General features: G+C 68.4%; 25 protein-coding genes. 10 read left to right on the forward strand and 15 right to left on the reverse strand.

Annotation, left to right across the window (positions count from 1 at the left end; all coding sequences use genetic code 11):
* Nucleotides 1-95: 95 nt before the first annotated feature.
* A complete protein-coding gene (locus ABT340_RS42525; RefSeq protein ID WP_502992550.1) occupies nucleotides 96-836 on the reverse strand; it encodes a helix-turn-helix domain-containing protein in 741 nt (246 codons plus the stop codon).
* A gap of 184 nt (nucleotides 837-1,020) precedes the next feature.
* Between ABT340_RS42525 and ABT340_RS31520 the strand changes: the two genes are divergently transcribed.
* Nucleotides 1,021-2,220 carry a cytochrome P450 gene (locus ABT340_RS31520; protein WP_352014503.1) on the forward strand — a complete coding sequence of 400 codons (1,200 nt, stop codon included), beginning with the start codon at nucleotides 1,021-1,023 and terminating at the stop codon, nucleotides 2,218-2,220.
* Here the strand turns inward: ABT340_RS31520 and ABT340_RS31525 are convergent, their stop codons facing one another.
* The 3 genes from ABT340_RS31525 to ABT340_RS31535 form a co-directional block, all read right to left on the reverse strand.
* On the reverse strand, nucleotides 2,221-2,793 hold the full coding sequence (locus ABT340_RS31525) for a hypothetical protein (RefSeq protein WP_352014504.1): 573 nt from the start codon (nucleotides 2,791-2,793) through the stop codon (nucleotides 2,221-2,223).
* 597 nt (nucleotides 2,794-3,390) lie between these two features.
* A complete protein-coding gene (locus ABT340_RS31530; protein ID WP_352014505.1) occupies nucleotides 3,391-3,750 on the reverse strand; it encodes a hypothetical protein in 360 nt (119 codons plus the stop codon).
* An 83-nt stretch (nucleotides 3,751-3,833) separates the two neighbouring features.
* Nucleotides 3,834-4,289, reverse strand: coding sequence for a hypothetical protein (locus ABT340_RS31535; protein WP_352014506.1), 456 nt, complete (start codon nucleotides 4,287-4,289; stop codon nucleotides 3,834-3,836).
* A gap of 253 nt (nucleotides 4,290-4,542) precedes the next feature.
* On the opposite strand from ABT340_RS31535, the gene ABT340_RS31540 reads away from it, so the two are divergent.
* Nucleotides 4,543-5,508 (forward strand): LysR family transcriptional regulator, encoded by a 966-nt coding sequence (locus ABT340_RS31540; RefSeq protein WP_352014507.1) that lies wholly within the window; start codon nucleotides 4,543-4,545, stop codon nucleotides 5,506-5,508.
* Between the two features lie 282 nt (nucleotides 5,509-5,790).
* Here the strand turns inward: ABT340_RS31540 and ABT340_RS31545 are convergent, their stop codons facing one another.
* Nucleotides 5,791-7,353: an alpha/beta hydrolase gene (locus tag ABT340_RS31545; protein WP_352014508.1), complete on the reverse strand. Its 1,563-nt coding sequence runs from the start codon at nucleotides 7,351-7,353 to the stop codon at nucleotides 5,791-5,793.
* Nucleotides 7,354-7,380: 27 nt separating this feature from the next.
* On the opposite strand from ABT340_RS31545, the gene ABT340_RS31550 reads away from it, so the two are divergent.
* Nucleotides 7,381-7,575, forward strand: a complete 195-nt coding sequence (locus ABT340_RS31550; RefSeq protein ID WP_352014509.1) for a hypothetical protein — start codon at nucleotides 7,381-7,383, stop codon at nucleotides 7,573-7,575.
* Between the two features lie 106 nt (nucleotides 7,576-7,681).
* Here the strand turns inward: ABT340_RS31550 and ABT340_RS31555 are convergent, their stop codons facing one another.
* The gene (locus tag ABT340_RS31555; protein WP_352014510.1) at nucleotides 7,682-8,275 is read right to left on the reverse strand and encodes an RICIN domain-containing protein; all 594 of its coding nucleotides are present in this window, start codon (nucleotides 8,273-8,275) and stop codon (nucleotides 7,682-7,684) included.
* Nucleotides 8,276-8,399: 124 nt separating this feature from the next.
* On the opposite strand from ABT340_RS31555, the gene ABT340_RS31560 reads away from it, so the two are divergent.
* Nucleotides 8,400-8,531, forward strand: coding sequence for a LysR family transcriptional regulator (locus ABT340_RS31560; RefSeq protein WP_352014511.1), 132 nt, complete (start codon nucleotides 8,400-8,402; stop codon nucleotides 8,529-8,531).
* 3 nt (nucleotides 8,532-8,534) lie between these two features.
* Here the strand turns inward: ABT340_RS31560 and ABT340_RS31565 are convergent, their stop codons facing one another.
* Nucleotides 8,535-9,338: an ABC transporter permease subunit gene (locus ABT340_RS31565; protein WP_352014512.1), complete on the reverse strand. Its 804-nt coding sequence runs from the start codon at nucleotides 9,336-9,338 to the stop codon at nucleotides 8,535-8,537.
* Between the two features lie 5 nt (nucleotides 9,339-9,343).
* Entirely contained in the window at nucleotides 9,344-10,258 is a 915-nt protein-coding gene (locus ABT340_RS31570; protein WP_352014513.1) for an ATP-binding cassette domain-containing protein, read from the reverse strand.
* Between the two features lie 97 nt (nucleotides 10,259-10,355).
* Between ABT340_RS31570 and ABT340_RS31575 the strand changes: the two genes are divergently transcribed.
* The 4 genes from ABT340_RS31575 to ABT340_RS31590 all read left to right on the forward strand — a co-directional run bounded on the left by ABT340_RS31575 (nucleotide 10,356) and on the right by ABT340_RS31590 (nucleotide 13,320).
* On the forward strand, nucleotides 10,356-11,723 hold the full coding sequence (locus tag ABT340_RS31575; protein ID WP_352014514.1) for a sensor histidine kinase: 1,368 nt from the start codon (nucleotides 10,356-10,358) through the stop codon (nucleotides 11,721-11,723).
* Complete coding sequence (locus tag ABT340_RS31580; RefSeq protein ID WP_352014515.1) at nucleotides 11,720-12,367, forward strand: response regulator; 648 nt, start codon at nucleotides 11,720-11,722, stop codon at nucleotides 12,365-12,367. Before ABT340_RS31575 ends, ABT340_RS31580 begins: the two co-directional genes overlap by 4 nt.
* A 132-nt stretch (nucleotides 12,368-12,499) precedes the next feature.
* On the forward strand, nucleotides 12,500-12,853 hold the full coding sequence (locus ABT340_RS31585) for a VOC family protein (RefSeq protein ID WP_352014516.1): 354 nt from the start codon (nucleotides 12,500-12,502) through the stop codon (nucleotides 12,851-12,853).
* 14 nt (nucleotides 12,854-12,867) lie between these two features.
* Entirely contained in the window at nucleotides 12,868-13,320 is a 453-nt protein-coding gene (locus tag ABT340_RS31590; protein WP_352014517.1) for a pyridoxamine 5'-phosphate oxidase family protein, read from the forward strand.
* A gap of 29 nt (nucleotides 13,321-13,349) precedes the next feature.
* Here the strand turns inward: ABT340_RS31590 and ABT340_RS31595 are convergent, their stop codons facing one another.
* The 7 genes from ABT340_RS31595 to ABT340_RS31625 all read right to left on the reverse strand — a co-directional run bounded on the left by ABT340_RS31595 (nucleotide 13,350) and on the right by ABT340_RS31625 (nucleotide 17,322).
* On the reverse strand, nucleotides 13,350-14,495 hold the full coding sequence (locus ABT340_RS31595) for a methyltransferase domain-containing protein (RefSeq protein ID WP_352014518.1): 1,146 nt from the start codon (nucleotides 14,493-14,495) through the stop codon (nucleotides 13,350-13,352).
* A gap of 2 nt (nucleotides 14,496-14,497) precedes the next feature.
* Nucleotides 14,498-15,412 (reverse strand): radical SAM/SPASM domain-containing protein, encoded by a 915-nt coding sequence (locus ABT340_RS31600; protein WP_352014519.1) that lies wholly within the window; start codon nucleotides 15,410-15,412, stop codon nucleotides 14,498-14,500.
* Between the two features lie 47 nt (nucleotides 15,413-15,459).
* On the reverse strand, nucleotides 15,460-15,681 hold the full coding sequence (locus ABT340_RS31605) for a BldC family transcriptional regulator (protein WP_352014520.1): 222 nt from the start codon (nucleotides 15,679-15,681) through the stop codon (nucleotides 15,460-15,462).
* A gap of 17 nt (nucleotides 15,682-15,698) precedes the next feature.
* Nucleotides 15,699-15,932: a hypothetical protein gene (locus ABT340_RS31610; RefSeq protein ID WP_352014521.1), complete on the reverse strand. Its 234-nt coding sequence runs from the start codon at nucleotides 15,930-15,932 to the stop codon at nucleotides 15,699-15,701.
* Nucleotides 15,933-16,271: 339 nt separating this feature from the next.
* Complete coding sequence (locus ABT340_RS31615; protein ID WP_352014522.1) at nucleotides 16,272-16,652, reverse strand: hypothetical protein; 381 nt, start codon at nucleotides 16,650-16,652, stop codon at nucleotides 16,272-16,274.
* The gene (locus ABT340_RS31620) at nucleotides 16,649-16,969 is read right to left on the reverse strand and encodes a hypothetical protein (RefSeq protein ID WP_352014523.1); all 321 of its coding nucleotides are present in this window, start codon (nucleotides 16,967-16,969) and stop codon (nucleotides 16,649-16,651) included. Before ABT340_RS31620 ends, ABT340_RS31615 begins: the two co-directional genes overlap by 4 nt.
* Nucleotides 16,966-17,322: a hypothetical protein gene (locus ABT340_RS31625; RefSeq protein WP_352014524.1), complete on the reverse strand. Its 357-nt coding sequence runs from the start codon at nucleotides 17,320-17,322 to the stop codon at nucleotides 16,966-16,968. The genes ABT340_RS31620 and ABT340_RS31625 overlap by 4 nt, the downstream gene beginning before the upstream one ends.
* Before the next feature lie 290 nt (nucleotides 17,323-17,612).
* Here ABT340_RS31625 and ABT340_RS31630 point away from each other — a divergent pair, with 290 nt between their 5' ends.
* Both ABT340_RS31630 and ABT340_RS31635 read left to right on the forward strand, forming a co-directional pair.
* Nucleotides 17,613-18,941, forward strand: a complete 1,329-nt coding sequence (locus ABT340_RS31630) for a helix-turn-helix domain-containing protein (RefSeq protein WP_352014525.1) — start codon at nucleotides 17,613-17,615, stop codon at nucleotides 18,939-18,941.
* Nucleotides 18,938-19,537, forward strand: coding sequence for a YdcF family protein (locus ABT340_RS31635; RefSeq protein ID WP_352014526.1), 600 nt, complete (start codon nucleotides 18,938-18,940; stop codon nucleotides 19,535-19,537). The genes ABT340_RS31630 and ABT340_RS31635 overlap by 4 nt, the downstream gene beginning before the upstream one ends.
* Nucleotides 19,538-20,147: the final 610 nt, after the last annotated feature.

Genomic DNA, 20,147 nt, shown 5'->3' on the forward strand with positions numbered 1-20,147 from the left:
AGGGTTAATTGTCTCCCGTCCGGCGTTATTCCCCTACTCCCGGGGCCGGCGGAACCGCTCCAGGACCGACGGAACCGCTCCAGGGACCGGCCGAACTACTCCCGCGGCCAGCGGAACACGACCGGCCGCCGGGCCCGGGGTTCGCGCGAGGGATTTTCCGGCCGGTCGGCGTACACGCGCCAACGCTCGACCGACCTCAGGATGTCCAGGCCGATCCGCTCCAGGAGCGCCCCTCCCCTGACCAGCCGCCGTCCGACGGGCCCGTCGAAGCCGACCGCCTCCGCCGCCGCCATCGCGGCCCGTCCCGCCTCAAGTGTCTGGCCCGCGCTGATCACGATCGAGTGGTACCAGCTGTCGTCGTCGACCACGTAGACGTCACGACGCCGCCGCGGATCGCGCTCGCGCCGGATGAACCCGTGCTGGAGCAGGTAGTTCACGGCCACGGAGACGGAGGCCGGGCTGATCTTCAGCCTGCGGGTCAGTTCGGCGGCGGTGCGCCTGCCCTCCTCGGACATCATCAGGTCGAGGTGCACGCGCGCCATCATTCTCGGCAGCCCCGTCCTGACCGCCATCTCGATGATCTCCTCCTCCCTGGCGTCACCCGGCGACCCGGTCGCGCGCGGGGGCGCCGGGGTGCCGCGCCGCGCCCGCTGGGCCGTCGCCAGGTGCGCCTCCTGGGGCCGGTAGTCGCCGGGGCCGCCGTTGCGGGCGATCTCCCGGCTGATCGTCGAGGTCGGCCGGTCGAGCCGCCGGGCGATCTCGGCGTAGGAGAGGCCGTCGGTGAGTCCGGTGGCGATGCGCCTGCGTTCCTGCTGGGTCAACCGTCCGCCTGGCATGCCGTCAGTATTGCCTTCGCCTTCATTCATTGCAACGATCGATTGCATTCGACCCCAGCGTCATTGCACCAATTTATCGCGACTTACCTGGGCAAATGCATTTCGAATGATTGACAGTCATTCCTGATGCAACGTAGCTTTCAAGATGTATCGAACACGTACTATCGCGAGGTGAGGAATGGCAATGGAACACACCGTCACAGCACTGCCGACCGCGCGTCAGTCCGGCTGTCCGTTCGACCCGCCCAAGGAACTGACCGAGGCCCGCGCGCAGAGCCCCATCAGCCGTCTGACCTTCGCCGACGGGCACCAGGGCTGGCTGGTCACCGGCTACGACCTGGTCAGATCCATCCTGGCCGACCCGCGCTTCAGCTCCCGCAGGGAACTCATGCGCCACCACCCGCTGATCGACTACGGCGACGTCGAGACCCCTCCGGCGGCACCGGGCGAGTTCCTTCTCATGGACGAGCCCCTGCACGGCCGCTACCGCAAGCCGCTCGTCGGCAAGTTCACCGTACGGCGGATGCGGCAACTCACCGAGCGCGTCGAACAGATCACCGCCGACCACCTGGACGCCATGGAGAAGGCCGGTCCCCCGACGGACCTGGTGACCGCGTTCGCCAAGCCCATCCCCGCCATGATGATCTGCGAACTCCTCGGCGTGCCGTACGAGGACCGGGGCTCCTTCCAGTCGCAGGTCGAGTCGCTCATCAGCGGGCAGGTCGGCGACGACGAGATGCTCACCGCCTACACCTCGGTCCAGCACTATCTCGCCGAACTGGTGACCGCCAAGCGCGCCGACCCCACCGACGACGTGCTCAGCGACCTCGTCGACGGCGACTTCACCGACGAGGAGCTCCGGGGGATCGGCTTCCTCCTGCTGGCCGCCGGACTCGACACCACCGCCAACATGCTGGCCCTGGGCACCTTCGCGCTACTGCGCAACCCCGCGCAGCTGGCCGCGCTGCGCGCCGACCCCGCCCTCACCGACCGGGCCGTCGAGGAACTCCTGCGCTACCTGTCCGTCGCCAAGCAGTTCTACCGGGTCGCCCTTGAGGACGTGGAGGTCGGCGGACACACCATCACCGCCGGGACCATGATCATCCTGGCCTACCACGCCGCCAACCGCGACCCCCAGCGCTTCGCCGACCCCCACCTGCTCGACCTGCGCCGCGACGACGGCGGCCACCTGGCCTTCGGCCACGGCATCCACCAGTGCCTGGGTCAGCAGCTCGCCCGCGTCGAGATGCGCGTCGCCTTCCCGGCGCTCGTCAACCGCTTCCCCACGCTCCGCCTGGCCGTACCGGCCGAGGAGGTCGGCCTGCGCCCGGAGGCCGCCGACATCCACGGGGTCACGAGCCTGCCGGTCACCTGGGACGTGTGATCACGACATGAACACGAAGGGCATGACCACCAGGAACACGTACACGATGAAGACCACCGCGTACAGCAGGCCCGCGAGGGCGGGCCGCCGGTGCCACCAGGGCAGTTCCAGGCGCGGGTAACGGCTGATCACCTCGCGGAACGACAGGTCGTCGCGGCTCACGACGACGCCGTTCTGCTTCCAGACCCGAAGCAGCCCGTCGGGCCAGTCGCTCTGCCACAGCACCCGCGCGACGTCGTCGGCGTTCGTGCTGATGATGATCCAGGGTGTCGGTTTCGTGGCCATCGGGTTCATGACATTGACGTAGTGCACGTTGGTGATCGTGGAGCGGGAGAGCTGCCACCCTTTCCCGTTCCATCCCACGTACCGCAGCGTGTCGCCGTCAACGACCAGGCGCATCGTCCGCCCGCGCCGCAGCAGATACACGATGCCCCAGACGGCGGGCACGCCCAACAGGATCACGAACGCGGGCAGGGCGAGCAGTCCGAGGCCCTCGCTGCCGTACGAACCGTTGACCATCCGTAGCAGCAGGAACACCAGCCCGATGAGCAGCAACGGGATCGACGCGGCCATGGCGACCAGCCATCCCGGCCGCTGAGGACGTAAGACCACGGCATCAGACCGGCCCGGGGAAACATCAGTCATGAAAGAAATCATCTGCCACCGCGGAATCCGCGTCCATCACAATGAACCAACCGACCGGCCCGCCGACTGTGAAAAGTATACGAGCGCGGGGCACCGCACACCCCCGAGCAGGGAAGTCGCCCCGACGACCGCGTCGAATCCGGTGAAAAACAAACAGCATATGAACGCGGCCGCATCCCGTTTCGGCCATGCCGATTCACGGGAATCCGCCACGGGTCCGCGAACCAAACGGATTTCAAATTTCTCCACACGGTGACCGTCCAGACCCACTGATCTTTAACTCGTGATGTCCGGTTCCGGTGGTACCCCCCGCTCATGCGGTACGCGCGAGGCGGCGGGCTGACCGCCACGCGACGCGTCAAGCGACATCGGACACCGTGTCCACCGGCACCCGGCGCCGCACCGCCTTCGTCGGCGGCCGGTGAGACCTGGCCATCTTTCTGGAGGCCAACGCCGCCGTTCCCGTCCCGACCGACAGACCCGGTGATCATCAGCCGACACGGGTTCCCGCCGGCGAACGGCCGGTCATGGGACCCTGGCACTCCCTGGAGGCGAGGGAGCGCTCAGGGGCGACCGGCCCGCCTCCTGCGTCCTGTGGATCTTGTCCACCTCGGCCTGGAGGGGGCCACGGTCGACCTGCGGGACTTCGAAGCTCATCACCACGTCGTCGGCGTTCGCCGCCAACGCGGCGAGGTGCGCGGGAGCCGCACCCGCGCACATCAGGCGTATCGCCCCTCCCCTAACGGCCGCCAGTCGGGCGGCGGCGCGGTTCGCGCCTTCACACGTGGACAGGGCCTGCGCGGGTACGGCGATGCCGGTGAAAACCAGCACGACGGAGACCACGACCGCGACGAGGCTGAGTAAGGGAGGTGAACGATGTTTCACAACGCTCTCCAAAAAGGGCACGCATAGAAACGCCAGCGGTATTTGCGGGTTTCCGTAATCCGGGAGCGGAGGAAGGCGAACGGTCAGCAGTCGACGGTCACCTCACGGTCCACCCACATCTGGTCGACGCCCTTGTTCCCGAACACGGAAGCGAAGACGGTGCCCTGGTAGGTGCCGTCGACGCATGGCACGGTGCTGCTCGCGGAGTGGGACTTCTCGGGGCCGTTTCCCTCGCCGACCGCTTCGTCGTAGGGCGCGTCGTTCTGCGGGGAGAGCCAGACGAGCAGCCAGTCAACGGTGGCCGGAGCGGATTCGGAGCATCGCGCGCCGCCGTTGAAACGCACCTTGCCGTCCACCACGTGGGGATCATCGAAGAACACCTCGCACCCGGGGTAGACCTCCGACACCTGGACCCCGCTCCCGGATTGGGCGAGCCCGGAGGATGACGGGGCGGCGCTCGCCGTCCCACTCGGGGTGACGCTCACCAGGGCGGCGACGATCGCCCCGGCCACCATGGTGAATGTGCGGAGTCGGTTCATGAATTTCTCCAATCGGGGGGCATTGCGGAACAGCCCTGACGGCCCGGAGGAGAAATCCGAAACCTCAACTCGGCGGTTCTTTCCGGGCGCGGGCCGATCACGATTTCGATCGGGTGGCACGAAGCGCATCGGCCTGATTGGTCTACATGTCATCCCAGGACGGAGCGGAGATCAACGACCGATCGACGTATGTCTGACAGGCCGTGCCTGTCGATCCTGTTCACGCCTGTCAACGCGCTGAAATCATGAAGGCGTGGAGCTCCGCCAGCTTGAATACGCCATCGCGGTCGCCGAGGAACTGCACTTCGGAAAGGCCGCCGCCCGGATGCACGTCACCCAGCAATCGATCAGCGAGCAGATTCGCCGGCTGGAAAAGGAGATCGGCGCCCCGTTGTTCGTCCGCACCAGCCGCCGGGTCACCGTGACCGTGGTGGGTGAGGCGTTCCTGCCCGAGGCCCGCCGGGCGGTGGCCGCCGCCCGCCACGCGCTCGACGCCGGACGTCGCGCCGCCGCCGGCCCGGCCGACGAACTTCGCATCGGTCACGCCGCGGACCTCGGCCTGCGCCTGTTCCAGCTCGTCATCCCCGCGCTACGCGCGCGTCTGCCCGAGGTACGGCCGGCGCCGTGCCCGATGACCACCGCCGACCAGCTCGCCGCGCTGGAGGACCGCCGCCTGGACATCGGCTTCTGCTGGAACACCGAAGCCCGGCCGGGACTGGACTCGCTGCTGGTGGTCCGCGAACCGTTCGTCCTGGCCCTGGCCGCCACCCATCCCCTCGCCGCCGAGACCGCCATCGATCCCGTACGGCTCTCCCACCGGCCGATCATCGTGCACGAGCGGAACCTCAGCCCCTGGCTGTACGACCACATCATCGGCCACCTGCGCGACCACGGCACCGTGGTGACGATTCACCGGGAGATCTCCAGCCTGGACCGGCTGCTGCCACTGGTCCTCGCCGACGCGGCGATCGGGATCACGGTCGCGGCCTCCGCCGCGGCCCGGCCGTTCGCCGGCGTGGTGTACCGGCCCTTCACCGAACCGAGCCCGCTCGCCGACCAGCGCATCGTATGGCGGCGGGGCACCACCGATCCCTCCGTCCTGGCCTTCGTCCAGATCGTCCGTGAACTCCGGGAGGCCGGGGCGTTCGTCCCCGGCTACCCGGACCTGCGGAGCGGACCGCCGGACGGGCTCGACCCCCTCAGCGAAACCTCAGGATGAGCGACCTCTGCCGGGCGCGGATCATCCGCCGCTGTGGGCTCTCGGAACAACGGTCGCAGCGTGATCGCGAGTCGCGGGTGGGCATGCCGGTTGAGTTCCTGGCTGATGGTGACCGTGCGCCGGCTTCGGTCCGCTTCAGAGCCGTGACCCCAGGCTTTTCCGATCGCTCCGCTTCGCCGGGTGACCGGCTTTCAGCATCTTCCATCCTCGGCCCGGTGTGGGGCCTCTGGCACCTGCCGCTGGCCATGCTGCTGCACGTCAGCATCAACAACTTCATGTCAATCATCTACGTGGACATGTTCCCATCCATGCGGGCCGGTCGGCCGCGTCGGGTGGCGCCACCGGTACGGCCGGGCACCGGGTTCCTCGCGCGGGCAGCCTCAGCGAGATCAGGTAGGCGTCAACGGCGGCCGTGACGCAGTCGCCACGGCCATAGGCGCCGTGCCCCCACCCTTCGTAGGTGAGCAGCCGCGCCTTCTTCCCGATCTGGGCGGCGGCGTTGCGCGCCCAGGCGTAGCCGGTGGCCGGGTCGTGCAGCCCGTTGACGATCAGCAGCGGCGGGCCGCCCTTCACCCGCAGGCGATGCTGTGGGTTCGGGATCGGATCCGGTTCACCCAGACACAGGGCGGTGAGCGTCAGACTGGTCGGGACGATCCCCATATCCGGTGCGATGGCCTTGGCGCGGCGGAGATGTTTGGTGTACTCGCGGTAGTCGCGGATCGGCCAGCGAAAATCCTCGCAGAAGATCTGGAGAGGGTTGGACACTTCCAGCTCGGCGGCCGCGGGAGCCTGCCGCGAGTTCGTCGTCTCACCCAGCAGCCAGGCCGCGGAGGCGGGCGGCTCCTGCGCGCCCGCATCCAGGGCGACGAGCAGTTCGGCCAGTTCGAACCACGTGGGTACATAGCCCGCCCGGAAGACGTAGCGGATCACGTCCTGTCTGGTGAGTGACCTGGCAGGGACGCCAGGGGCGCGGATCTCACCTCGGTCGGCACGCTCCAGCAGGCGAGCCCAGAACGCGCGCACGTTCGTGCCGTGCAGCGCGCATCGGGTCTCCCTGCCGCACCACTTCACGAACTCGTCGAAACTGTCCTGGGCGAACGTGGCCCAGCTGTAGAGGTAGGGGCCGGTGCTCAGACTGTGGTCCAGGTTGCTGTCCAGGGCGAGGGCGCGGATCCGGTGGGGGAACAGTTCGGCGTACATCTGGCCGACCAGCGTGCCGTAGGAGAGGCCGTAGTAGGTGACCTTCTCCTCGCCGAGCGCTTCGCGGATCGCGTCGATGTCGCGGGCCGCGCTCACGCTGTCGACATGGTCGAAGACCGGCCCTGTCCGGGCACGGCAGTCGGCGCGCAACCGCTTGCCGTAGTCGAGCCAGGCGTCGAACTCCGCCTGACTCTTGATGAGCGGATCGGGAAACTGGGACATCAGCTGGGCCGAACATGCGATGCGCCCGCTGCCCTCTACACCTCGGGGGTCGAACCCCACGATGTCGAACCGGCGCTTGAGCTCCGGGCTGAAGTTGTTCAGGGAAAGCGCGTAGCCGACCCCGGAGGAGCCGGGGCCGCCGGGATGCAGCAGCAGGGAGCCGATCCTGGCCGCGGGGTCGGTGGCCTTGAGCCTGGCCACGGCCAGGTCGATCGTCGGCCCGCCGGGGTCGTTCCAGTCCACCGGTACGGCGAGCTTGCCGCACTCGCCAAAGGAGTATCGCGGGCACGGCGTCCAGGTGATCGCCGCCACCGGCGCCGCTGAAGCCGCTGAAGCCGCCGGCGTGGCCTCGGCAGACGGAAGGGGGGACAACATCGTAAGAGCCGTCAGCGCGACGGCGAACAGTGAAACGGTTCTACGCACGCGATCTCCAATCACAGGCGTATGCCGATGCCCTCGACACCACGATTCTTGACCGGTCAATATCGCGCGTTCGTCCGCGAGCGGTCGGGCGTGGTGTACGACACGTCCTGGACCTCGCGGATCGCCGAGGAAGCGATCCGCGAGGCGGCGCACGGCCCAGCCGACCTGATCAATCCTCACAATCGGCTGTTCCACCGCTACGCGGCACTCACGCCGCGCTGACCGGCGCCGAAGCCGTTCGTCGAACCGTCGGTCGGCGGCCTCGCCGCGCATCGGGCAGCCGGCCGCCGGAGGCTATCCGGCGGGCAGGCAATGCCGAAAGGGAACGTCAGTAACCGAATTTCCAGTTCCTGAGGAAGAGATTGGAGGTGTAGTAGGTAAAGACACGGCCGGACCGGTCGCTTTTCAGCGTATCCTTCGTCGCGTAATTGCCCGCCATCCAGGCGTCCGGGTTCGAATCGAGCCCCGATGGCTCAATGACCCATTCCTGGTAAAATCCCCCCGTGTCGCATGGCACGGTACGGACCGTGTTCCCCTCGGAAGTTACCAGGCAAAGTCCCGTGGCGAGGTTCTGGATCCAGGTCCTGCCCGTACTCGGATAGTTCGTGCGCCATTTCTGGTGGTTGTTGTTCTGGGGCACGTTGCAGGGCAAGGTGTAGACCTCCCCGGCAAAGTTGCTGTCCAGGCACAGCCCCGTCTCCCAGCTGCGGATGATGGTCACGCTTGCCGCGTGGGCCGGTGTGGCGATGAGGGTGGTCGATGCGAGAATCGCCCCCACCGGAATGAGACGCAGGCCGATGCGCATCGCGACCTGTCGCGCGCGGGATGAATTGCCTGCCGTAGGCATGGCCTCTCCTTTTCTTGGAATCTGGTCGGGCACATCCAATTGATTACGATTTCGATCGGGCGACACGGAACGCATCGGCCTGATTGATCTACATGTCATCCCAGGACGGAGCGGAGATCAACGACTGATCGGCGTATGTCTGACAGGCCGTGCCTGTCGATCCTGTTCACGCCTGTCAACGCGCTGAAATCATGAAGGCGTGGAGCTCCGCCGGCTTGAATACGCCATCGCGGTCGCCGAGGAACCGCACTTCGGAAAGGCCGCCGCCCGGATGCACGTCACCCAGCAATCGGGCGGCGAACAGATCCGCCACCCGGAAAAGGAGAACTGAGGATCAGCGGACGTCGCGGCGGCGCAGTACGAGGTAACCGCCCCCGAGGGAGAGGACGACCCACAGCACGAGAACGCCCATCCCCGTCCAGGGACCGAGGTCGCGGCCGAACCTCGGATCGCCCGGCGGGCCGGTGAGGTGCATGATCACCGCAGCCGCCTGGTCGGGGAGATACTGGGTCACGGCCTTGAGGCCGGGGACGTTCCCGAGCCCCTGCGAACCGAGGAACAGCAGCGGCATCAGGATCGCGAGCGGCCCCGCCGAGCCACGCAGCATCGTCGCGACCCCCATGGCGAACACGCAGATCAGCGCCAGGTACAGCCAGGCCCCGACGACCGCCTGCGGCACCCCCGCCGCGCCGAACGAGGTGCGGTACGGCCCCAGCCCCGCCTGCGCGGCGACGAAGGCCGCCACCACCGAGAGCGCCGAGACGCCCAGGGCCGTCAGCAGCACGGCCAGCACCTTGCCCGTGTAGAACAGGCCGCGACGCGGCACCGCCGTCAGCGAGGCCGTGATCGTCCCCGAGGTGTACTCGCCGCCGACCACCAGCACGCCGAACACCACCAGGGGAAGCTGGCTCAGCGTGAGGCCGTAGAAGGTGATGAACAACGGGTCGAACCTGCTCTGCATCTCGCTCGGCATACGGGTGAAGCCGTTGGCGGTGCTCGCCCCGACGAGATACGCGAGGACGGCGCTGAGCACGAGCGTCAACGGCAGGACGAGGACCGTCGAACGCAGCGACCAGATCTTGGCCCATTCCGCGGCCACGACCGCCCGGACCGCCGTCGTCCGGGACGTCTCCGTCATGGCACTCACCGCCGCCCGGCTTCGGTTCGGGCACCGGCTTCGGCACCGGTGAGCCTCATGAAGGCCTCCTCAAGGGAGGGCGACTGCGTGCTGACCTCGTGCAACGTCACGCCGTTGGCGGCGGCCAGCTCGCCGAGCCTGGCGGCCTCGACGCCGTGGACCTCAAGAGAGCCGTCCTCCGCCGCCCCCACCTGTATCCCGGCCATGGCCAGCGCCTCGCGCATCCGCCCCGGCTCCGGGGTGCGCAGCCGTACGTGGGAGCGGGCGTTGTCCTCGACGAACCGCCGCACGGTCGTGTCGGCGAGCAACCGGCCCCCGCCGATGACCACCAGACGTTCGGCGGTCAGGGCCGTCTCCCCCATCAGGTGGCTGGAGAAGAAGACCGTCCTGCCCTCCGCGGCCAGGGTCCTCAGCATGCCCCTGATCCACAGGACCCCCTCGGGGTCCAGCCCGTTGACCGGTTCGTCCAGCAGCAGCACCGGAGGGTCACCGAGCAGGGCGGCGGCGATGCCGAGCCGCTGGGTCATGCCGAGGGAGAGGGAGCCCGCCCGCTGACGCGCCGCGCCGATGAGCCCGACCGTCTCCAGGACCTCCCCGACCCGCCCCCGGGGGACGCGGTTGGTCCTGGCCAGCCACAGCAGGTGGTCGAAGGCGGTGCGGCCCGGGTGCACGGCCGGCGGCGACAGCATGACCCCCACCCGCCGCAGCGGCTCGGGAAGCCGCCGGTACGGCACACCGTCGAAGAGGACCCGTCCCGCGCAGGGGTGGTCGAGGCCCAGCATCAGCCTCATCGTGGTGCTCTTGCCCGCGCCGTTGCGGCCCAGGAATCCGGTCACGTGACCGGGTTCGACCGTGAAGGACAGGTCGTCGACGACCGCCCTGCCCCGGTGTCGTTTCGTGAGATTCCGTACTTCGATCACCCGTTCAGGCTAGGAACGGGGCAGGTCACGCACAGTCCTCGAAAGTCTCCGGTCCCGACGACGAAAGTCGCGCACGACCACGCATAGCCTGCTGGGCATGGGCCGACACCTCATCGCCGCCGCCGTGGTCGTCGTGGACACCGTGCTGTTCCTCTCCGCGCACCGGTCCTGGGCCGTCGTGGCGTACGCCCTGGCGACGGTGCTGGTGGTCGTGCTGCGCACGCGGAGCCCGGTCGCCGCCTTCGTCGCGGCCCTGGCGCTCGCCTCGCTGAGCGGCGGCTCCTACATCCTGCTGCTGTGGAGCGCCTACCAGGCCGGGCAGGAGGTCCTCTCCCGCTCCGGCGTGGCGGTGGTCGCCGGTGCCGGCGCGGGTGGCCTCGCCGTACGGCTCGCGGCGGGGCCGTTGACCCCGCAGGCGGTCGGCACCCTGCTGTCCACCTACCTCGTGTTCGTGGCGCTGCCGCTGCTCGTCGGCCTCTATCTCGCACAGCACCGGCGGCTGGTCGCGGCCCTCGACCAGAGCAACCGGCAACTGCGGCTGCGGCGGGACCTCCTGGCCGAACAGGAACGGCTGCGCGAACGCCTGCGGATCGCCAGGGACATGCACGACTCCCTCGGCCACCGGCTCAGCCTGGTCTCCGTACAGGCCGCCGCCCTTGAGGTCTCCGCGTTGCCCGTACGGCACCGGCAGGCCGTCGGGCAGCTGGCCGAGTCCGCGCGGGCCGCCATGCACGAGCTGCACGACCTGGTCGGGGCGCTACGCGGCGAGGAGGAGCCGTCCAGGTCTCCGGCGGTCGAGGCGATCGGCACCGTGACCGAGGAGTTCCGCCGGGCGGGCGTCCCGGTGACGCTGCGGGAACGGGGGCGGCCGCGTCCGCTGTCCTTCGCGGCGGGACAGGCCGCCTACCGGGTGGTCGAGGAGGGGCTGACCAACGCGGCCAAACACGCCCCGCGCCAGCCGATCACCGTGAACGTCGACTGGGAGTCGGACGCCCTGCTGCTCACGGTCGTCAACCCCCTGCCGGAACGGCCGGAGACCGGGGCCGGGGATGAGACGCGAGCCGGAGTCGAGGTCGGGTGGGACGGTCTCTCGGGTCCCGGGGTCTCGGGTCTTGGGAGCGAGGGTTCCGAGACCGGGGCCGGGGCCTCGGATCTCGGAGCTTTGGGTCCCGAGGTCGGGGCCGAGGCCGGTAGGGGTGATGTCCCGGGTTCTGGGAGCGGGGGCCACGGTCTCGCGGGGCTCGCCGAGCGGGTACGGCCCGCCGGTGGGGTCCTGGACCACCGGCTGTCCGACGACGGCTTCCGGCTCTTCGCGATGCTCCCCGTCACGCCGCTGGAGGACGACCTCGTGGTGGACGACCTGCCCGCCGTGGGACGGGTCCGTACGGTCGCCCTCGGCGCCGCCGTCGCGGTCCTGATGTTCGTGACGCTGCCCGCGAGCCTGCTGCTGGGGGTGGTCCGGTGATCAGGGTCCTGGTGGCCGACGACGAACCGCTGATCACGGCGGGCATCCGCACGGTGCTGGAGTCGGCGGCCGACATCGAGGTCGTGGCCGAGGCGGCGAACGGCAGGGCCGCCGTCGAGGCGGCGCTCGGGCACCGCGTGGACGTCGCGTTGGTCGACGTCAACATGCCGGTGCTCGACGGCCTGAGCGCGATCGAGGAGCTGCGCGGGCTGGTGCCCGCACTGCGGACGCTGGTGCTGACGTCGTTCGGCACCGAGCCGAACGTGGTGCGGGCGCTGCGGGGCGGCGCGGCCGGGTTCGTGCTCAAGAGCTGCGCGCCGGACGAGCTGATCCGCGCCGTCAGGGCCGCGCACGGCGGCGACGCCTACCTGTCTCCCCCGGTGACCCGGCTGGTCCTGGGCATGGTCACCCCCGCCGAGGTGGACCGCAGAAGGGAGGCCGCCGAACTGCTCGGCGCGCTGACCCCCCGTGAGGACGAGGTCCTGCGGCTGCTGGCCGAGGGCATGTCGAACGCCGAGATCGGCCGTGGGCTGGCGATGAGCGAGGCGTCCGTCAAAACCTACGTGAGCCGGATCCTGACCAAGCTCAACTGCTCCAACCGCGTCCAGGCCGCCCTACTGGTCAGGGACGCGGGCCACCGCTGATTCCGGGGTGCTTCAGGGCCCGGTCAGAATCGGAGAAGCGCCGGGGCGTGGGACACAGATAGCGTGGTCATCGTGAACGGGGATTTACTCCCGACACATCACCAGATATACGCATTTGATCCAGGAGCGACCATGGCTGACTCTTCCCACCAGGGCATCAGGACCGTGCTGCACCCCGTCTCCGACCTGGCGGCGGCCAAGGCCGTCTACACCGCCCTGCTCGGAGTGGAGCCGCAGGCCGACTCCCCCTACTACGTCGGCTTCGACGTCGAGGGCCAGCACATCGGGCTGGTGCCCTCCGGACCGCAGAGCCCGGACGCTCCGGTGGCCTACTGGCACGTGGCCGACATCGAGGCGAAGCTGGCCGAGGTGACCGCCGCCGGAGCCACCGTGAAGGAGGCCGCGCACGACGTCGGCGGCGGCCGTCTGGTGGCCACCTTCACCGACCTCGACGGCAACGTCCTCGGCCTCCTCCAGGACAAGTGAGCGACACACCGGCCATGAACGACGCACCCCGCTCCCGCGTCCAGCGACGTCATGACGCCGAGCACCGGCTCGCCCACGACGTCGACCTCTGGGTGGCCAGCGCCTCGGCGGACGGCGTGCCGTACATGGTGCCGCTGTCCTTCGACTGGGACGGCGAGGCGCTGCTGCTGTCCACCCCGCTCAACAGCCCGACCGGCAGGAACCTGGCCGCCACCCGGACCGTCAGGCTCGGGCTCGGCCACACCCGCGACGTGACCATGATCGAGGGCACGGTCGAGGTCCTTGAGATGGACGCGCTGTCCCCGGAACAGGGAGACCGCTTCGCCAAGCGCACCGGCTTCGACCCGCGCGAGTCGGCCGGGCCGTACCGCTGGTTCCGCGTCTCACCGCGCCACATCCAGGCCTGGCGCGAGGTCGAGGAACTCCGAGACCGCGACCTGATGCGCGACGGCCACTGGCTGGCCTGACCCGGGTACGGCGAGGCCGTACCCGGAGGTCATCCGATGGTGGCCGTCCACCTGCCGCGTCGCAGATGGATCGTCCCGTCCGGGGTGATGTGGGCGTGGGCGCCGCGCAGCGGTAGTTCGCCGTGCTGTAGCCAGTAGTGCCGGACCTCGTCGAGCCTGTCCCACAGGCGGCGAGGGCCGCCCTGGTGGACGGTGGGCGGCTCGTCCGACCGGGCGGCGGCTCGGGCCCATGACCCGTCGGCGTGGACCATCCGGGCCGTGCGCACCCCGTCGTCGCCCTCCATGTAGTGGTGTTCGATACCGGGACAGACGACCTCCAGCATGGTGGGCAGGTCCCAGTTGTAGGCGACGTCCAGCACCGGGTACCGGCCCCGGGTGACCTCCTCGCCCTCGGCGTCCCACACGGTGTCGAACAGGCCGCGTGCCCCCGGCGGATAGTCTCCGCCGGAGCGGGTCGGCATGAACATGGCGCGGTCCCACTCGATGCGGCCTTCGGCACCGCCATCGTCGCTTTTGCCCGCGGTGATGATGAGCGAGGTGTTCGCGATGACCGCGGCGAACCGCCCACCGGGCCGCAACGCCGCCAGCCAGGAGGCCGGGATGGGCCGTACCGACACCATGGAGACGATGCAGTCGTACTCGCCCGGCAGCGGCCCGGTCGCGTCGACGGCGAGAACCTTCGGGCGCAGGCCGACGGTGTCCAGCCGTACGGCGGCGGCCTCGACAAGGTAGGGGTCCACGTCCACGCTCGTCACCCGGTCATCGCCGAGATGCCCGGCCAGCAGGGCGGCGCTGTATCCCGAACCGGTGGCGACATCGAGCACGTCCGCCCCCTCGTAGACCTCGGCATGGTGGAACATCCGCACGACCAGGCCTGGCAGCGTGGACGACGACGTGGGCTGCCCCTTGATCACCGTCCCTGCTTCCGCGTGGTCGGCGTGGACCCCGGCGACCTGGGTGACGACCGTCTGGTCGTCGTAGACCGTGTCCATCCACGTCTCTGCGTCCCCCGGACCGTCGTGCAGATCCCAAGTGCGGCTGTAGGTTCCGGCGGGCGTGTCCCACCAGCGCGGCACGAACAGATGCCGGGGCGTGGTGGCGACCGGCACCCGCCACTGCGACCCACGAGGGACGGCAGCGGCGGCGAGCCAGGCGGCACGAGGTTGCCAGTTCATGGTCACTTCTTACCGGGCGGGGTGAAGTCCGGGTTGCAGAAGCGTGGAGAGCAAGCCGGTTTCTCCGAAGGCGGACAGTCCCTGCCGTCCTGCTTGGTGGGGCGGCAACTGTTCTTTTCCGGCTCGCACTCCTCTCCCATTCGAGGATCGGGCACCAGAGTCAGAGCCTGCGCCCAGGTGACGCCGGTCAGAATGTCGACCAGCGGCGTGGTCAGCACGTTTCCACCGCGCATGTTCCGCGCCATGGGGCACGGGGTGAGACTGCCGTCCGGCAGCACCGCAGCCGACCCACGGCCGCATGCACCGCACAACTCAGTAAGGTCCGGGGCACCACGGGAAGGGCGGCCCAGCAGCCGCATCCGGTCGATCCCGATCTGCGTCACGCCCAACCGCTGTAGCAGTTCCTGCCCCTCGTCGAGGCGCTGGCCGTCCAGCACACGAACCATGCCGGCCCGCAACGGGATCCCCCGGTCCAACGCCGTGGTGATGTTGTCCTGGGTTCGGGCCAACGTGTTACGGCCGGTGATCAGCATGTGCTCACGGGCATCGTCGCTGTAGAAGGACGTGGCGAGCCGGACACCCGGCTGGGAGAGCGTGTCCCACAGAGACTCCGGTATGTGCACGAGGTTGCTGTAGACCTCGACCTCAATTTTGGCGGCCAAGGCGTGACCGATCAGGCCAGGTAGCGCTTTGTGGAGGGTCGGCTCACCCCCGATGAACTGGACCTGGCGGGTACCGAGAGCAGCGGCCTGGTCGATGACTCCCTTCCAGTCGAGGATGGTCATGGTGCCATCCGTCCCGGTCGGCGAGCTGGACGCGTAACACTGGACGCATTCCAGCTGGCACTTTCCGGTCAACTCCAGCCACAGGAACCGCAGGCCGGTCGCATTGGCGTGCTGTGGAACGGTCATTGACATCCCTTTCGCATCGGGTCTTGAACGGGCATGTGCGGCGGATTCGGTGATCAGGTGGGGTTCAGCAGGGCATTGATGTCGCTCTCGCGGTAGCGGCGTTGCTTGCTGGGGGTTCTTACCGAGGGGATGCGCCCGGTCAACGCCCACCGGTTGACGGTCTTGGGGTCCACGCCGAAGATCCGGGCGACCTCGCCGGGCGTGAGAAGCCGTTCGGTGGTGTCTGGACCGGTGGTGAAGGTGCCGTCCGGGGCGACGGCCTTGAGTGGGGACATGGAGGCTCCGTAGGGGGTCAGTAGCGGCTGCGGTGGAGGATCTCGTCGTGCCGGGCGAGCGTGCGGGCCAGCCGGTGGAGGGTCGTACGGCCGAGCACGTCGCGGGCCCCGGCCCTGCGCTGGTCGGGGCGGAGCGGCTCGTAGTGGATGGCCCACCACCTGGGGAGGCCGGGCAGGTGCCGTTGTTCGTACTGCCAGGCGGGGTGGGTGCTGACGAGCAGGCCGATGAACCGGCGTTCGTACTCGGTCATGGTCGTCCTGGTTCGGAGGGCGGGCGGGAACACGCTTCGCTCGGGCCGGGGGTTTCCGAGGGCTTCGTTCTGGCCACGAAGCCCGGAGTTCGGGGCCTTTCGTGAAGCGGGTGCCCGGCCCCGAGCCGGGGAGCACGGACCGGGCACCCTGGAGGAGGACCGGCCCCACACGCTCAGGGCCGGTGCGCCAGACGGCTCCCTCCTTCCCCAGCACGCTCGGCGTGTGTGGGAGCCGTCTCGCGAGGGGTGCGGCTCAGGTCCCTCCTACCTGAGCCGCACGTTCATGGGTACGGCGAAGCGGCGGGTGGGATGACGTCCCACCGCCCGCCGTACCGGCTTCTAGGAGCGCAGCAGTCTGCGCAACGCCGTGGACCGACCCGGCCCGACGACGTGAACGGCCCGGGAGATGCGAGCGGTCTGGAGGGCGTGGGCGGCTCGGGCCTGCAAGGCCCGAGCGACGGCGACGGCCTGGATACTCGGCGGCACCACCGGGAACACCTGAGCGGCCAGCTTGCGATCCAGCTCTTCGGCGGACCCGGCCCGCACCAACAACACCTCCCCGGCGTACGGCCTGCCGGGCAGAACACCTCGGTAGGCGCTCCACAGGCCGGAATGCGAACTGTGGAAGACCAGCCAGTCCGGATGAGCCCGCTGCAAACTGTCGCAACTGGGATGTGCGTCACCGGAGGCTTGACGCGGCGATCCGGCGAGAGACATCATGCCGCCCTCCTCGCCGACCGCAACCGTCGTCTCCCGGCCGGTCGCCGCCCCTCAGCGGTCGGCATCCGCAGGGTCAGGAGCGTCTCGGCCTCACGCATCCGCCGCTCCAACCCCTCGGAGGTGGTGTCGCTGACGATTACCGGCTGCGGGGAGGGCCACGAACACAACCCGTAGAACCGGCGCGTCCCCAGGCTGTAGAGCACCGTCCACCCCGGCCAGGCCCGCCCCAGCACCTCGGCCTCCGCACGGGCCGGGCCGTCCCACACCCGCCGATACACCAGGCTGTACGGCCGCCCATCACGATGCCGCCCGATCACGAGGACACCTCCTCAGCCGGGGCGGTGCCCTTCGTGCTGGGGGCCGGGAGACGGGCCAGGTGCTCGACGATCCGACGGGCCGCCTCCTCCACCTGCGCGACCGGGACCTGATGAGCCCGCTCGTTCCGGTACTTCCAGTAGAAGTCCCGCTCCCGAAGGTCGGTCCAGATCACGAACTCCATCGAGGGCACCTCCAGCAACGGAGCCCCGTCGTCACACCGGAACACCACCTCCACCCGCGACCGGGTGAGCAACCCCTGAAGCCGACGCAACTGCGGCGCCTTGGGGTCGTAGAAACCCTCACTGACCTTCCGACGCAGAGCGTCGGCCATGGGCGTACCGATGGGGAACACAGCGGACTCCTTGGGTGAGGTGGCCCCAGGGGGCGTTTTCGACGCGGCGACCTCCCTGAGGGCCGCCGGGGCGGTCTTGGGAAGGTCGTTTTGGGACTCTTTTTGAGGAAGTGCCCACCCGGCTTTTACTACGCCAAATGGGTCATTTGGCGCCTGAACGCTCTGAGACTTCTGCCGTTCGCGTTCACTTGTTGCCGGGCTCAAGCAGCATCTGCCATTTGACGGCACTATGGAGGGGCACTCGCGCGTGCCCACAGCGTGCCCACACGCTGACCGAAAAGGATCCCCTGGTGGAAATACCCGATCTGCCGCTTCCGGACCTGTTGAAATACCTCCGAAACGCCGCCAGAATGACGCAGGCGGAGGAGGCGGAAAGGCTGTGCGCGCACACCGGCACCTGCACCCTCACCCGGCACGAGGTCGGTAGATGGGAACAAGGCCGCGTCAGGCCGGACGCATGGCTTCCCGCCCTCGCGGAAGTCCTTGGCGTAGATCTGGACATCCTGGAGAGAGCGCCCTCCAAAAAACGCTCGGCCGCTTCGTATGCTGGCCCGAGTAACGACTTGGGACAGGAGAGTGAGTTGCTGCGCCGAACTTTCCTGAGGCAGGGGATCACGCTGTCCGGCTTGCCGATCCTGCACCAAGGCCAAAACAACCGCGTCATACAGGCACTTGGTGTGATCGCCAACGATCGTCCCGGTGGTGTCGCAGAGGGCATCGGTGACCTCGTCGAACACTACGCGTTGACGCTCTACGCCCTTCCACCGGCCGACGTCTACGACGAGTTGTTCATGGTCCGGTCATACGCGAGTGACGTTCTCGACCGTACCGGCCCCGCGCCACGTCGTGCCGACCTCGCCCTCGCCGTTGGCTGGTTGTCCCATCTGCTCGCTGTGGCGGCATGCGACATGGGAGAGCATGCCACGGCTCGGGTTTGGTGTTCCGACGCCGAACGCCGCAGTCAGGAAGTGGGACATCCGGAGCTGGCGGGGTGGGCCATTCTCACGAAAGCCATGATCGCGTTTTACCAAGGGCAGCCGCATCAGTCGGCGGCACTGGCCGCACAAGGGCAAAGAACCACGTCCATTGGTACGGTCGTTCACGCGAAGCTCGCCTCGCAGGAAATGCGTGCGGCGGCGATGGCTGGCGATGCCAATCGCATGACACATGCCAGACGCCACAGCGCCAAAGCGATAACGAGACTTCCCGTTGATGCTCCGACCATGGGGGTGTTCTCCATCGCCTTGACGGAGGATCCTCCGTACACCGCGACGTCACTGCTACTGGTGGACCGCTTCAGCGAAGCCGTGACGACCACCAACAGGGTGATCCAGACCGTCTACCCGTCAGAGGTGCGGCAACGCGGAGAACACCCCTCCGGCTACGCGCGTTCCCTGCTCATCCTGGGACTCGCTCACGCTGGCCTTGGGCGGCTGGACGAGGCCGTCGCCGCCGGCCAGACCGCCCTGGCCAGCAGCCGCCCGGCATGGCCAACGATGGTGTTGGCAGGAAAGCTCGACAAGACTCTGCGAACCGACTTCAAGGATGCACGCCAGACCGCGGATTATCATGCCCGCTATCTGGAAGTGACCGGCGGCCCGGCTGAGGACCATGTATGACCGACGACATCGATCACGAGCAAATCTCCGCCATCACCGCGTTCGTCGATACCGCGACCCCGCCATCCGACGAACCAACCGCCCATCTCATCTTCGGCACCAATCAGATCCGACCGGCTGAGATCGCGGCCGAGCGGTACCACCGTGGGCTCGCCCCGATGATCATCTTGACGGGCGGCGTCAACCGCCACAACGGCATCGTCGAGGCGGCCATGTTCCACCGTTTCCTCCTCGAACGCGGCGTCCCCGACGACGTCATCCGCTACGAGGACCGGTCCGCCAACACCTGGCAGAACATCGAATTCGCGCTGCCGTTCCTCCGCGAGGCGCTGGAACGCGAACTGACCGTCACGGCCATCTGCAAGTGGTACCACCGCCGCGCGATCCACATCCTGAAAACCTTCGTCCCCGATATCGGCGCCTTTCACGTCATCACCTGGGACCCCGTTTACGCCGGGCAACCCGTCACCCGTACCAACTGGCCGCACATCCCCGACGGCAGACGCCGGGTGATTCGCGAATGGCAGGAGGTACCCCGCCGCGTGGCAGAAGGCAGCTTCACCGACGTGAAACTCGTCAACGGAACCTGGCACTGAGTTTCGCCACCGGATCCGGACGGGGAGGATCGTTGTTTCCCGTTCCGTGGAGGTACGCTACGGAAGCCCTGGTAGATCCGATCAGGCCTCAAGATGATCAACGCTCTGACCTGCACCGCTGCATTACCGCCGGACTGCTGCAGAACCAGCGTGTCCCGCTTCCACAGCACCCGGCCTGACCTGGGGCTTTACCCTCGGGTCGCTCATCACCCTGAAGGGTTCGCAACACCATGCTGGCCAGGAGCAGCAGGTCGGTGATGTGTTGTCGCTCATCACCCTGAAGGGTTCGCAACGCGGTGGCCTCCTGGTCCAGGAGCACGTCGGTCAGGTCGCTCATCACCCTGAAGGGTCCACAACGCCCCCAACCCGCCAGTGGCCACGAGCACGCCCATCGAAGGGACGAGACCCGGGCCGTGGGAAAATTTGTGCGAAAACCCCGGGGAAAGAAGCTCGCATTGTGCTCGAAGCCCTCCAGATCGGGCTAGGGTCTGTTTCCGGGTCTCTCCCCCCTTGCCATGATCGTTCGGACGGCGCCCTGTGGCGTTGTCACCTCACCCCGCGTGGACCGCGAACGTCGCGTGAATCCCGCGGACGCGCCCAACAACCGCCG

Source organism: Streptosporangium sp. NPDC000239 (genome assembly GCF_040300765.1).
GTDB lineage: Bacteria > Actinomycetota > Actinomycetes > Streptosporangiales > Streptosporangiaceae > Streptosporangium.

Coding starts and splice junctions, on each gene's coding strand:
- ABT340_RS31635 (WP_352014526.1), top strand. CDS start 18,938: ATGACCGACGACATCGATCACGAGCAAATCTCCGCCATCACCGCGTTC.
- ABT340_RS31595 (WP_352014518.1), bottom strand. CDS start 14,495: ATGAACTGGCAACCTCGTGCCGCCTGGCTCGCCGCCGCTGCCGTCCCT.
- ABT340_RS31555 (WP_352014510.1), bottom strand. CDS start 8,275: ATGCGTTCCGTGTCGCCCGATCGAAATCGTAATCAATTGGATGTGCCC.
- ABT340_RS31520 (WP_352014503.1), top strand. CDS start 1,021: ATGGAACACACCGTCACAGCACTGCCGACCGCGCGTCAGTCCGGCTGT.
- ABT340_RS31525 (WP_352014504.1), bottom strand. CDS start 2,793: ATGGCCGCGTCGATCCCGTTGCTGCTCATCGGGCTGGTGTTCCTGCTG.
- ABT340_RS31590 (WP_352014517.1), top strand. CDS start 12,868: ATGAACGACGCACCCCGCTCCCGCGTCCAGCGACGTCATGACGCCGAG.
- ABT340_RS31565 (WP_352014512.1), bottom strand. CDS start 9,338: ATGACGGAGACGTCCCGGACGACGGCGGTCCGGGCGGTCGTGGCCGCG.
- ABT340_RS31575 (WP_352014514.1), top strand. CDS start 10,356: ATGGGCCGACACCTCATCGCCGCCGCCGTGGTCGTCGTGGACACCGTG.
- ABT340_RS31585 (WP_352014516.1), top strand. CDS start 12,500: ATGGCTGACTCTTCCCACCAGGGCATCAGGACCGTGCTGCACCCCGTC.
- ABT340_RS31610 (WP_352014521.1), bottom strand. CDS start 15,932: ATGACCGAGTACGAACGCCGGTTCATCGGCCTGCTCGTCAGCACCCAC.
- ABT340_RS42525 (WP_502992550.1), bottom strand. CDS start 836: ATGCCAGGCGGACGGTTGACCCAGCAGGAACGCAGGCGCATCGCCACC.
- ABT340_RS31615 (WP_352014522.1), bottom strand. CDS start 16,652: ATGATGTCTCTCGCCGGATCGCCGCGTCAAGCCTCCGGTGACGCACAT.
- ABT340_RS31605 (WP_352014520.1), bottom strand. CDS start 15,681: ATGTCCCCACTCAAGGCCGTCGCCCCGGACGGCACCTTCACCACCGGT.
- ABT340_RS31550 (WP_352014509.1), top strand. CDS start 7,381: ATGCCCTCGACACCACGATTCTTGACCGGTCAATATCGCGCGTTCGTC.
- ABT340_RS31535 (WP_352014506.1), bottom strand. CDS start 4,289: ATGAACCGACTCCGCACATTCACCATGGTGGCCGGGGCGATCGTCGCC.
- ABT340_RS31600 (WP_352014519.1), bottom strand. CDS start 15,412: ATGTCAATGACCGTTCCACAGCACGCCAATGCGACCGGCCTGCGGTTC.